The sequence below is a fragment of the Parabacteroides leei genome, from assembly GCF_023369805.1.
Lineage (GTDB): Bacteria > Bacteroidota > Bacteroidia > Bacteroidales > Tannerellaceae > Parabacteroides > Parabacteroides leei.
Genome location: NZ_JAMBQG010000001.1, coordinates 340,419 through 353,777 on the forward strand (window position 1 = coordinate 340,419; position 13,359 = coordinate 353,777).

Below are 13,359 nucleotides of genomic sequence, written 5' to 3' on the forward strand. Positions count from 1 at the left end.
ATCCGATGATTTATATAGTTTTTTTAGTACAAGCGAGTAAGGTTTGAATATATTTATTATATTTATGCAACCGAAGAATATTAATTAACATACTATGATAGGTGCAATAGCAGGAGACATTATCGGCTCCGTTTATGAATTCGATAATATAAAGACGACGGACTTTCCGCTGTTTACAAGTGAAAGTGATTATACGGACGACACGATCATGACAGTTGCCGTTGCAGACTGGCTGCTTAATGGGGGAGATCTGACCCGTGTCATGCAGGGATACGGACGTAAATATCCATGTCCGATGGGAGGTTACGGCGGTCGTTTCAGCGGTTGGCTTCGGGAAAAGGATCCGCAACCGTATAACAGCTGGGGAAATGGTTCGGCGATGCGGGTAAGTGCTGTCGGATGGAAATTCGATTCGTTGGAAGAGACTTTGGATATTGCCAGGGAAACAGCTATTGTCTCTCATAACCATTCTGAAGGAATAAAAGGAGCACAGGCTACCGCAGCTGCTATTTATTTGGCACGAATCGGAAAAAGCAAGCAAGAAATCAAACAATATATAGAAACTACTTTTTCCTATGATCTGAACCGAACCTGTGACGATATACGTCCGACTTATCATTTCAATGAAAGTTGCCAGGGCACCGTTCCCGAAGCAATTATCGCCTTCCTGGATAGTACAGACTTCGAAAATGCCATCCGTCTGGCTGTCTCTTTGGGTGGCGATAGCGATACGCTAGCCTGTATCACCGGAGGGATAGCCGAGGCTTTTTATGGCGTACCGGACGGAATCCGGTCGGAAGTATTTAAACGGATACCACGGAAATTTCAGGAGATAGTGAAGCAATTAGTTGTTTATTAGGCAACTTCTTTTTGGTTTTGTACAATTTTAATAGTAAACATTATGGCACGACAAATTAAACCAACACCTGTCCTAAAGGACGAAGATGCTGTGAACTTTATACAGAAGCTAGAACAGCGTAAAAAGGCCAGTAAAAAAGAACTGGAGCGAATGAACGAAGGATTTCAGCGAATAAATGAAATGATGACATTTAAATTCTAAGCTATGAAATCCAATTTCCGAATTATTAGATTGTCGGAAAATTTTCAGCTGAAACCTTTTGACTGTGGAGATAATGATCTGAATAATAAAATCTCCATACCGGAGGGTGATAAAGCGATCTGATATACTTCGGTTTATTAAAAAAGATATTTATAACGGATAATAAGACGGGATGTGGTTTTATTACAATTGATGTATTATATGTAACTCTTCCTTTTTATTTGAAAAATGGATTTGAATATCTAAGGAAAGAAGATATGTTGGATGAAACAGATAGTACAATCTTATTATTCTATGACTTATATCCGTTGACATTTATAATGTTACAGGTGGTTACTATAATACGCCGACTAGTATCACCGGAGCAGTTATAGAAGTACTTCTTTATGTCTTTCTTTTGAAGAATTTGTCTTCATGAAAAAGAAAGAGTTAGTGAAATGTCTGACTCTAATGTGATCAAAGAATATACATTCTGTTTTTCTAAACTATATTTCTATAATATAATACCGTCTATCGCTGTTATCATATTTTTCCCAAGTAAAATTATATATTCCTTTAATAGTTATACATTCTTGTCCTTTTGTCTCACCTGTAGGTTTGAATATAGTTTTATAAATTTTATTTTCATCTCGGAAATACTTGTAAATGCCTTCAGATTTAATTGCTGTTGTATAAAATGTTTTATGAGATACTAGAACAACACAATATGTGTGATTAAAACCTAGGTTTTCTTTAATTTGTTCCATGAATTTAATATCCTTTACGAAGGAATACATTTGTTCGGGATATTGGCCATTTAAGGGACATTTTAACTCGATAGCGTATTTCTCACCATTCTTATTATAAATAGAGATGTCAATTTCTTTTTTTATAGAATTGAATTTTGTATTTGTAAAGAACGAAATATTTCGTTCAAATTGTACTTTGAAATCAGGTAAACATTCTCTTAGATAAATACCTAGTTCATGTTCTAGACTAAATTCGTTATAAATTTCTATATCTCTTTGTTGGATAATATTTTTGAAAAAGTCATGAATAATTAGTGGTATATTATTTCTATTATGTTGTAACTTTTTGTGTAATAAAATATTCTGCAATTCTTTTTTTATAGATGTCAAATTATCTTTCGGATCCAGAATACATACGAATAGTTGAATACTTTTAGCAGTTTCTGAAGCTATTATTGAATTAATATGACAAAAGGTAGATGTTCCATGAATGAGACATTTGCTTTCTGTTATTTTTCCAAAACCATTATTTATGACGTTTGCTATATCCGTATCTACTTTGCCAACGTGAATGATTTCGTTATTCACAACAAAATAATATAATCCTGCTGAATTATTGATATTTTGATTTTTAGATATGGAAAAATAACAAAAATCACAATCTCCATATCTATGTTTGGTTTGATTGAGTGAACGGAAATTATACAATTTGTCTTTATTAATATCTAACTTGATTTCTTTAAATACAAGAGGTGCGTGATTTGATATTGAAATAGTAGATGTATTCATAATATGACTTATAATTGATACTATAAAAATACTGTTTTTTACAAAAATATGAATTATCTCTGATATATTTAATAGTTTAATTAAATATTATGGTATGAAGAATTAAATCAATACCTGTTCTTTAGATACGAATAAGTGAAACGATGATATTAAACTCTAATTTATGAAATCTGATGTCTAAATTATTAGATTGTTATGCTCATCTTCGAGAGGGTATACCTGTTAATCGGGTATCTGACTCCATACTTTATTTTCTATATCTTCGATGGAAAATGTATCTTTCTCTTTGTCGTAAGATAAAGAGAACTTGTAGTATGTGTCGTTTTTTACGTGGCGGAGTGCGCCCAGGAACATTCCGTTATCATCATCGGAGAGGTTTATGGTAGGGATTAATTTGACGACGTAAGTCCTATCGTCTATCGCTATATGAACTTGTGAGTTATCTTCTCCCCAATAAGCAAATACGATTGCTTTGTAATGTTGTAGGTTCGCTTTATCCCTGAAGGGATGGATAAGTACCTGGTTCTCTACCAGGACGCTAGCCGATTCGGGAACATTTTTCAATTCGAAATCCAGAAGAGCATTGTAATGGATTAACATGTCGGAAAGAACGGTTGATGCTTTTCCTGTATATTGGCAAGACAGGCAATCGGCGGCCAATAGCTTTTCTTCGGTTGTCTGGTCGAAGAATGTGGGTGGTGTATTATCCGTACTTCCGGATATGAATTCGGAATAATAGCCGGGTGACGCAAAAAGTATAAGCGGACCTGAGCCCAGACCGACCCAGGGGCTTCCGCTGTTGTCTTCCGTTATAAATGAACCGGGAATGTAGCAAGGCTCGTCTTTAGGAAAGGATTTGATTCTTTTACCGTCTATCGTATAATCATATATGTAGTAGTAATTCATTGTCAGTATCCAATTGTTCCGATTGGACAGGTCGACATTTGAAACACCTTCAAATGACTCGATAAAAATATTTTCCTTTTCTTCTTCTTTGTCTTTTTCGCTCAGGAGATATTTATTACATGAGATATTTCCTGATACACAGAAAATAGCAAAGAGCAAACCGAATACATTCTTTCTCGTCATACCTAAAACTTGCATATTGGTGGTTGACAAAGATAGTAAATATTGGATAGCCGGACAGGATTACACCTTTATTCTTCTTCCATTCTCCGAATCTCTTCCATCTCCTTATTCAACCGTTTGAACTGTGTCGGTAAGACATATTTCAGATTTATGAATATGGAGGCAGCCATGACAGCCATGATAAGTAACAACATGACAGCCCCTTCGGTTGTAGTAAACAGAGGTGCATTGATCATCAGGAAAATACCGGCTATTCCCACCGGGCTGCAATAGTAATTCCTTTTCGTCACGTTCAGTTTATATAATTCCAGTTCCCGTATGGTCTTTTTATTTTCAAGATATGAATCAGTTATATCCAGCTTTCTCAGATTCAGATAATATTTTATCAGTCCCCATGAAGCAAAGCAGGCAAAAGCCAGAAACAACACGGTTCCAATATAAAAATTAACCATGTTGTGTATATGAAGGTGTGAAAATAACGTGGCAAGGATAACTACCGGAAAAGGGATTCTGAACAACAAGAGTAACAGATTCTTTCTTTTCATACGGTTTGTTTCTGCCGAGATTTTTTTCATCAGGGCTGTTCTATTCAGATGTACATTCGCTGCAATTTGCCGGTTTTCCTGTTTCCAGCTGTTTTTTATATTATCGAGTTCCATAACGATTCATTTATTGGGGTTCATTTGTTTTCTTAATTGCTCTTTTATCCGGTTCAAACGTGTACTGACGTTCGTCCTGGACAGACCGAGGATTTGAGAGATCTCTTCGTACGATTTATCATCCAGATACAATAGGATAATAGCCTTGTTCTGTTCCGATAAACTTTCGATGCACTGATAGAGTTGGCCGATTTCAGAGGAGTTGTCGGTCGGGACTTCGAGGATATCACTGCCGTCCGCAACCTTCAACTCATCGAAAAACAATACTTTGTTGTTGTCCCGCTTTCGTTTGACATTCAACGCCACGTTGAGTGAGACGCGATAGATCCAGGTCGATATTTTGGAGTCGCCTTTAAACTTCGGGTACGACTTCCACAACTCGAGGATGATGTCATTGATCAGATCTTTCCTGTCGTGCGTGGTATAAGCATACACCCGGGCGATCTTGATCAGTATGCTTATGTTCGATTCCAGCGCAGACAGGAAGTCTGCTTCATCTTTTATCATATTCATTTCTCTTTTAGTTTGTATTGGATTAGTACCCCGGTGTGTGAAAAAGTCACACATCTTCGGCAAAAGTAAACCTTTTTTGCTTTCTTGTTGTTTTCTTACCGAAAGTACAAAATATGTCGTTAATCCCGACTGATCGGCATAACATCTTTCTCTTATAATTAAATAATGCTGACAAAATGACTTGTTTTCGGTATGGTATTTGTTTTGTAGAGTTATCAGTGGAAGTTTAAAATAAAGAAGATAACAAGAAAGTAATATAAGGTATGAATTTAAACAATTTTACAATTAAATCACAAGAGGCTGTTCAGCAGGCGGTGCAGTTGGTTCAGAAGAATAACCAACAGGTGATCGAACCTGTTCATTTGCTGAAGGCTGTCATTATGACGGGCGAAAGCATCACGAACTTCCTCTTCCAGAAACTGGGTGTGAATATTCAGAATCTGAATATGGTGCTGGATCGTCAGATAGAATCCTATCCGAAAGTATCCGGTGGCGAACCTTACCTGTCGAGCGAATCGAATGCCGTTTTGCAGAAAGCAATCGATTATTCCGGTAAGATGGGTGACCAGTATGTTTCTCTGGAACATATCATTCTCGCTTTGTTCACCGTAAAAAGTACGGCTTCGCAGATATTGAAAGATGCCGGTGTTACGGAAAAAGAACTGGAGAAAGCGATCGAGGAATTGCGTAAAGGAAATAAAGTAACGAGCCAGTCGGCGGAAGACACATACGACTCTCTGAATAAATACGCCATCAACCTGAACGAACGTGCCCGTAGCGGTAAGCTCGACCCGGTGATCGGCCGTGATGACGAGATCCGTCGTGTACTTCAGATCCTGAGCCGCCGTACAAAGAACAACCCGATCCTGATCGGTGAGCCGGGTGTCGGTAAAACAGCTATCGCTGAAGGCTTGGCACACCGTATTGTTCGTGGCGACGTTCCGGAGAATCTGAAATCAAAACAGATTTACTCTTTGGATATGGGGGCATTGATTGCCGGTGCCAAATATAAAGGAGAATTTGAGGAACGATTGAAATCCGTAGTCAACGAAGTGACCAAGTCGGAAGGCGAGATCATCCTTTTCATCGATGAGATCCATACATTGGTAGGAGCCGGTAAGAGTGACGGGGCTATGGATGCCGCCAATATCCTGAAACCGGCGTTGGCACGTGGTGAATTGCGTTCTATCGGTGCAACGACACTGGACGAATATCAGAAATATTTTGAAAAAGATAAGGCGCTGGAACGTCGTTTCCAGGTTGTGATGGTCGAAGAACCGGATGAACTGGATACTATTTCTATCCTGCGTGGTCTGAAAGAGAAGTACGAAAATCATCACAAGGTACGTATCAAAGACGATGCCATCATCGCTGCCGTCCAGCTTTCGACACGGTATATTACCGACCGTTTCCTGCCGGATAAGGCGATCGACCTGATGGATGAGGCTGCAGCCCGTCTGCGTTTGCAGGTGGATTCGGTACCCGAATCATTGGATGAAGTTTCCCGTCGTATCAAACAGTTGGAGATCGAACGCGAAGCCATCAAACGTGAAAACGATAAGACGAAACTGGAACAGTTGAACAAGGAAATCGCCAACCTCAAGGAAGAAGAAAAGAAACAGAAAGCCCAGTGGGAAAGCGAAAAGGAACAGATCAACAAGATCCAGCAGAATAAGATCGACATCGAGAACCTGAAGTTTGAAGCCGATAAGGCAGAACGTGAAGGCGATTACGGCAAGGTTGCCGAGATCCGTTACGGTAAACTGCAGGCGAAAGAAGAAGAGATCAAAGAAATACAGGCCAAGCTACACACCATGCAGGGTGCTGCCGCCATGATCAAAGAGGAAGTCGACAGCGAAGACATTGCCGATGTGGTATCCCGTTGGACCGGTATTCCCGTCAACAAGATGATGCAGAGCGAACGCGACAAACTGCTCCGCCTGGAAGACGAATTGCACACCCGTGTGATCGGTCAGGAAGAGGCCATTACAGCCATAGCGGATGCCGTGCGTCGTAGCCGTGCCGGATTGCAGGATCCGAAACGCCCGATCGGTTCGTTTATCTTCCTCGGTACGACCGGTGTAGGTAAGACCGAGCTTGCCAAAGCGTTGGCAGAATACCTGTTTGACGATGAGAACAGCATGACCCGTATCGATATGAGCGAATATCAGGAGAAATTCAGTGCGACCCGTCTGATCGGTGCACCTCCGGGATACGTCGGTTACGATGAAGGTGGCCAGTTGACGGAAGCGATCCGCCGTAAACCTTATTCTGTCGTCCTGTTCGACGAGATCGAAAAGGCGCATCCGGACGTATTCAATATCCTGTTGCAGGTATTGGACGACGGTCGTCTGACGGACAACAAGGGACGTGTCGTGAACTTCAAGAACGCGATCATCATCATGACCAGCAATATGGGTTCATCCCTGATTCGTGAAAGCTTCGAGAAGATTACGCCCGACAATCGCGAAAAAGTGATCGATGAAACCCGTATACAGGTACTGGAATTACTGAAGAAATCCATTCGTCCGGAATTCCTGAACCGTATCGACGAGATCATCATGTTCACCCCGCTGAATGAGGAAGAGATCCGTAAGATCGTTACCTTGCAGTTGAACAGCGTAAAGAAGATGCTGGCCAACAATGGTGTTGCCTTGAGCTTTACCGATGCGGCTATCGATTTTATTTCGGATGCAGGTTACGATTCCCAGTTCGGTGCCCGTCCGGTGAAACGTGCTATCCAGAAATATGTCCTAAACGAACTGTCGAAGGAGATACTGGGTATGAAGATCGATAAGAACCGTCCGATCATTATCGATCGGGAAGGGGATGGATTGATATTTAAGAATTAAAGATGATTGGATTGATATATTAAGTAAAAGGGTCTACTTCCAAAAGAGGTAGGCCTTTTTGATTTATCTGATATGAGCTAAATTTGATATTGTCGTATATAAGTTCTATTTTTGTTGATATAATTGATTTGAATGGATTATCAATCACACATAGAGACAGTGATTCATTATATAAATATGCAAATACGGCATAATTGGTCTTTAGAGTCTGATGATGCATTTAATGAATCGACTTGTATTAATACACTTTCTCAGGTAGCCTGCTTATCAAAGCGTAATTTTCAGCTCGTTTTCAAATCTATAATGAAAGAGTCACCGGGACAATATATTAATCGTGTTCGACTTGAATATGGATTGCAGTTGTTGAAAGAAGGACGTTATTCTCAAAAAGAGATTGCTGAACGTACCGGTTGGACAAATGATACGGCTTTTTATAATGCTTTTAAGAAGAGGTATTTGCAATCACCTGCAAAATATAAGTCAGAAAATTTTGTTTCGGATGTTATATCTGATACGATAGACTGTTCTCTTCTTGAATTATCAGAAATACCAATTATCTTTTTTATATATCAAGGCAGTTATACGGATTTTGTTTCCGGATGTTTTGAAGAAAGAAGTTGGGAACTGCTTTATGATTATGCTCAATCAAATAATTTACTTCCGGAAAAAGAGGAGTATTGGGGTATTTGTTATGATGACCGGGATATTACGGTTGATGAAAAATGTTGCTTTTATGCCGGGTTAACTGTTCGTCATATGCCTAATTTGAAAGTGGACAATGAAATAAAAGCTATGCTTTTGCCTAAAGCAGAGTATGCCGTTTATGTGCATAAAGGTATTTATGACAAACTTGATTCTTTTTACAATGCTATTTTGCAACAAATTCCGGAAGGTTATTGTTTAGGAGAAGGTTTGATTCTTGAACGATATTTGAACAGTGTAGCAGATACTTCAGAAGAGGATTTATTGACTGAAGTTCTGCTACCTGTTGTTAAAGCTAAATCAAATTTATTGTAGTCTATTTATTTTTTGACATAAAATTGATATTCAGCATCCAAAAAGTCAATGAATTTGGAATAGTCATTTTTAAATCTGTTCTTCGCTTTTTCCTTGTCTGCATCATTGTCTTTATTGAATGTGATTTTTCTCTTTCTTTTTAAGATGGTTTTCTCTGTTTTTTCTTTATGAACAATTAATGGATATTCATCAGATTTCATTTTGAATGCGTCAAATGCATCAAATAGTTCCCATGAACTTTTTAAAGGACCATTAATAATCTCATCACCATGTTTTATACTTTTAATCAGAATTCCACCATAGCTTTCGGCATCACTATGCAACGACAGGTCAACACCGCTTGGGTGGAAATACCATTTACCGGCATCTATGGTTCGTGGATAAGTTATGATGTCTTCATGTCCCTTTGTGTAGTAATAAAATTCTATTTCAATGAAATCGTATATATCATTTCCTTTTTTTATATGATATTCTTGAAATAACAACTGGGCAATATTTTTGAATCTATTTTCGAGCTCTCCAATATTGACATTTCTTAAGTCTAATAAATCTTGTAGTTCCATAATGATATTTGTTTATAATTAGGTATGTTTCTTTTTTATTTCATCTAGTATCTTTTTCTGGTTTTTTGAAATTTTACTTGTCCCATTTATCCAACGCTGTAACTTTACTCCGATCCAGAATAGGATAACGAAGATACTAATAATAATTATCAACTCTTTCATGATGTTTGTTTTTTTATGATGTGGGGTATTTTGAGAGTGGATCGCATAAGGGAATGCTTACTTTTTTATGTTCCATGTTATGCAATTAAGCACTCCTCCGTTTGTTGCTATCTCATTAGAATTAACAGGAATGACTTGATAATTAGGAAATAATTCTTTTGTACGTATAAAAGCAAGATCATCTGTATCAAGTCCAAACTGAGGAAGTAATATATAATTTTCAAATTGTAAAAAATTGATATATGTTCCTTTGGCTGTATAATCTCCATCCTGATTTCTCTCCTCTGTAGTTTTAGCAGGGTATTGGATAATGTTTAATCCGGTTTTATCCAGTGCCTTATCCATTCTTGTACGCCAGCTTTTACTTTCATTGGAATAGTCGGCAACCAGTAGGTCTGTGTTGCTTATAAATCTGACCATTCCGTCTGCATGTCCTGTTATATCATAAGGTAATTGAGGTATCAGATAGATATTGTCAAGATGAATCTCTTTTTTTAATAAAGTGATAATAGCCTCTTTACTGAGTCTATGGTTCTCTTTAAGAACTTTTTCTGTTAAGATAACATCAGATGTTGATTTAATAAAGTTACCTCCGTCAATGACTAAATTTATATATTTGAGATCCATTTTTTCATTGGTTCTAACTTCGGATGGTATTGTTAGTTTAGAAATATATTGGGGGGAAAGATAATAATCTGGGAAGAATTCAAATTGAACAAATTGGTTGACATTTAATTGAATGGGCATATAATCCCTACACCAAATGTCACGAGTATTTTCAATAAAACCATAATTGATTTTTTTCTCTGTCAATATAGTATTTAACCTTTTCCAAAATGGTGTATATTGGTCGAGTTCTTTTATTAAAGAACTGAAATAAACGAAATCGGTATTTTTATCTGTAATCATGTCTTTAAAGTTTATGAAGCAAAATTAGATGGAAAAGAAATGTGCGGGACTATTCAAAAGTGCAAAAGTTATTTTTTCTCAGGATGTCTTTTTTGATGTTCGGAAATATGTATTGGGAGTGGTCTTTAAGAATTATAAGGAATATCCGGATTTTACTGATCTTCTATTAATAAAATATAAAGAGCAGGGCTTCTTCTGTTTGTGAAAGACGCCTTGTCTTTTTTTTGTCGTATATTACGGCTGCTAAATTGTATACGTTATGAAACACACATCTCTTATTTTACTTTGCTGGTTTTTGATTGTTTGCGGATTATTTCCACTCTCTGCACAAGAGAAACTAATATTGGCTTTCCCTGATCCCGGGGAAAAAACTTTATTTGATTCCGGCTGGATGGCGCGGAGAGCCAGTGAGATAAAGACTGATGGAAATCTTTTAAGCTCTACGCCCTTGGAAACAACAGGCTGGATGCCTGCCCGTGTCCCTGGGACAATACTGACCACTTTACTGGAAAATGGACTGTACCCTGCACCTGAGTTCGGAATGAACAATAACCTGATCCCCGATATTTATGAAGCCGGCAATGATTTTTATACTTTCTGGTTCGTTTACCAGTTTGAAACGCCGACAGTACCGGACGATCGGATTGTCTGGCTGAACTTCCGGGGAATAAACTATAAAGCAGAACTGTTTCTGAACGGCAAGCGGCTTAATAATACCACCCATGAAGGAATGTTCCTGCGGAAATCGTTTAATATAACGGAACATCTCCGGAAGGAAGGCACAAATGTTTTGGCGGTCCTCGTTTATCCTCCCACATACCCCGGCGATCCGAATGGCGGACAAGGCGGTGACGGACAGATCGCCCGTAATAACACCATGCAATATACGCCCGGCTGGGACTGGGTTCAACCCATCAGGGATCGTAATACCGGTATCTGGGATGAGGTATCGGTTACTACTACCGGTGCTGTAACCGTTCAATCGCCATATATTGTAACGAAAGTGCCTGGTGTCCGCTCTCCGGAAAAGAAAACACAGGAGGATGCTTTTGTAAAGACCTCTGTTGAGGTGGAGAATATCACCGATACACCACGTAAAGGCCTGTTAGTCTGCGAAACAAACGGCATCCGTTTAACGCAGCGTCTTACCTTGTCTCCATACGAAAAAAGGGAAGTTCGTTTCGACCCGATGAAAATAAAAAATCCGCAGTTGTGGTGGCCCAACGGAGTGGGGGAACAGCCTCTATACGATATGCATATTTACTTTGAAGCAGATAACCGGGTCAGTGACAGTCAACAACTCAAATATGGTATCCGTGAGATCACAACAGATAAATGTCCGGATAACGGAGGTCGTCGCTTCTATGTGAACGGCCGGAAGATTTATGTAACCGGAGGTAATTATATCTCTTCCGACTGGTTACTGCGTCTTTCCCCTGAACGTTACCGCGATGAAGTCCGTTTCCATGCCGAAATGAATTTGCGTATGATCCGCGTATGGGGAGGTGCCCTGCTCGAACGCCCGGAGTTTTATAATGCCTGTGATGAATACGGAATACTGGTCTTCCAAGATTTATGGGGCAGCGGCGATTGTAACGGTGCCTGGGAAGACCCGATGAAAATGGACTCCCGCGAACGTCGTTGGGAATATCCCGACAATCACGATCTCTTTATCGCCTCGGTAAAAGACCAGGTTAAAATGATACGTAACCATCCGAGCCTTTGTCTTTGGTGTGGAGCTAACGAATGGCCGTTGGCTAAAAACATCGACAAGCAACTGAAAGAAAAAGTCTTCCCCGAGCTTGATCCCGAACGCCTGTTCGTCAGCTATTCGACCGACTCCCTCTTTACCCGTAACCTGCTGGGCGATAACGGCGACGGTCCTTACGGTATTCAGGAACCGGAATGGTTCTTTACTTTCCGTTCGCATCCGTTTAATCCGGAGGCAGGCTCCGTCGGTTCGCCGGAGGTGGAAAGTATGCGGGAAATGATGACGGAGAAAGACCTGGAAGGATTCCCGAGAAAAGGTTTTACCCGTAATGCCACCTGGCGTTATCATCGGGATCTGGGATATCAGGATCATTTGGAACGTTATGGCGAGGTAAAGGATATCGAAACCTATTGTAAATACGCTCAGGTCGTGAATTACGATCAATACCGTAGCTTTATGGAGGGTTGGGGGTCGCATCTTTGGGACTGGTACACCGGGATACTGATCTGGAAAACCCAGAACCCGTGGACTTCCCTGCGCGGGCAGATGTACGACTGGTTCCTTGATGTAAATGCTTCCCTGTACGGTACACGTAAAGGATGCGAACCCCTGCATCCGTTTTACAATCCCGTTACCCGGCAGGTAGAACTGTTGAATACATCCTTGTCCGATTACCCGGATCTGATCGTAAATGCACGTATCTACGACACCAGCGGTAAGATCCGTTGGGAAAAGGAAATAAAGTCGGATGCCAAAGCCAATACGGTAGCGCCCTTGTTTGATGTTCCCTTTCCGGAGGAGATAGAAGGAGTCTACTTCCTCCGCCTGTCTATGCAACCGGCTGATCCAGCCCGGCCTTCCAACGTAGCTGTCGCATTACCGGATGCCCCGAATATCTATTGGCTGACCACGCTTCCGAAAGATTATTCCGGCTTATCCCGTTTGCCCGAAGCAAAGCCGGAGATGAAAGTATCGCTTCAACGGGAAGGAACAACCTATTCCGGTATGGTATCGCTCCACTCAGAAACGAATATTTCTTTTTTCAACCGCATCAAAGTATTGGATAAGGAAACCGGCAAGCGTATCCTTCCCGTACATTATTCGGATAATTATATCACGCTTATGCCGGGTGACTACTGTACTTTAACGATCAGTTTTACCTCTTCTTTACCCGCAGACCGGATACAGATAGTAGCTGATAGTTGGACGGCAGACCGGATCGTAGCTACAGCCTATTAATATCTGTCCGGCAGTTTCATTCGGCCGGACAGTGCAGATCCTCTTTTTTTGTTTACTTTTGTTGGAAT

Annotated in this window: 11 protein-coding genes; 5 read left to right on the forward strand and 6 right to left on the reverse strand. The window is 39.9% G+C overall.

The genetic code is table 11. From position 1 onward, the window contains the following. The first annotated feature begins 94 nt into the window (after positions 1 to 94). Positions 95 to 859, forward strand: a complete 765-nt coding sequence (locus tag M1P97_RS01295) for an ADP-ribosylglycohydrolase family protein (RefSeq protein WP_249388175.1) — start codon at positions 95 to 97, stop codon at positions 857 to 859. Between the two features lie 42 nt (positions 860 to 901). After that, on the forward strand, positions 902 to 1,060 hold the full coding sequence (locus M1P97_RS01300) for a hypothetical protein (protein WP_195375215.1): 159 nt from the start codon (positions 902 to 904) through the stop codon (positions 1,058 to 1,060). Between the two features lie 485 nt (positions 1,061 to 1,545). On the opposite strand, the gene M1P97_RS01305 is transcribed toward M1P97_RS01300, so the two are convergent. From M1P97_RS01305 to M1P97_RS01320, 4 genes are all read right to left on the reverse strand, one after another. Next, positions 1,546 to 2,577, reverse strand: coding sequence for a hypothetical protein (locus tag M1P97_RS01305; protein ID WP_229058704.1), 1,032 nt, complete (start codon positions 2,575 to 2,577; stop codon positions 1,546 to 1,548). 222 nt (positions 2,578 to 2,799) lie between these two features. After that, positions 2,800 to 3,666, reverse strand: a complete 867-nt coding sequence (locus tag M1P97_RS01310; RefSeq protein WP_249388176.1) for a hypothetical protein — start codon at positions 3,664 to 3,666, stop codon at positions 2,800 to 2,802. Between the two features lie 68 nt (positions 3,667 to 3,734). Continuing rightward, the gene (locus M1P97_RS01315) at positions 3,735 to 4,325 is read right to left on the reverse strand and encodes a hypothetical protein (RefSeq protein ID WP_249388177.1); all 591 of its coding nucleotides are present in this window, start codon (positions 4,323 to 4,325) and stop codon (positions 3,735 to 3,737) included. 6 nt (positions 4,326 to 4,331) lie between these two features. After that, on the reverse strand, positions 4,332 to 4,832 hold the full coding sequence (locus M1P97_RS01320; RefSeq protein WP_195375229.1) for an RNA polymerase sigma factor: 501 nt from the start codon (positions 4,830 to 4,832) through the stop codon (positions 4,332 to 4,334). Positions 4,833 to 5,101: 269 nt separating this feature from the next. Between M1P97_RS01320 and clpB the strand changes: the two genes are divergently transcribed. Next, on the forward strand, positions 5,102 to 7,690 hold the full coding sequence (gene clpB, locus M1P97_RS01325) for an ATP-dependent chaperone ClpB (protein WP_195375218.1): 2,589 nt from the start codon (positions 5,102 to 5,104) through the stop codon (positions 7,688 to 7,690). A gap of 132 nt (positions 7,691 to 7,822) precedes the next feature. Next, positions 7,823 to 8,707, forward strand: a complete 885-nt coding sequence (locus tag M1P97_RS01330; RefSeq protein WP_249388178.1) for an AraC family transcriptional regulator — start codon at positions 7,823 to 7,825, stop codon at positions 8,705 to 8,707. 5 nt (positions 8,708 to 8,712) lie between these two features. On the opposite strand, the gene M1P97_RS01335 is transcribed toward M1P97_RS01330, so the two are convergent. Next, on the reverse strand, positions 8,713 to 9,270 hold the full coding sequence (locus M1P97_RS01335; RefSeq protein WP_195375220.1) for a hypothetical protein: 558 nt from the start codon (positions 9,268 to 9,270) through the stop codon (positions 8,713 to 8,715). A 219-nt stretch (positions 9,271 to 9,489) separates the two neighbouring features. Next, on the reverse strand, positions 9,490 to 10,341 hold the full coding sequence (locus tag M1P97_RS01340; RefSeq protein ID WP_249388179.1) for an agmatine deiminase family protein: 852 nt from the start codon (positions 10,339 to 10,341) through the stop codon (positions 9,490 to 9,492). Positions 10,342 to 10,600: 259 nt separating this feature from the next. On the opposite strand from M1P97_RS01340, the gene M1P97_RS01345 reads away from it, so the two are divergent. Next, the gene (locus tag M1P97_RS01345) at positions 10,601 to 13,291 is read left to right on the forward strand and encodes a glycoside hydrolase family 2 protein (protein ID WP_249388180.1); all 2,691 of its coding nucleotides are present in this window, start codon (positions 10,601 to 10,603) and stop codon (positions 13,289 to 13,291) included. Positions 13,292 to 13,359: the final 68 nt, after the last annotated feature.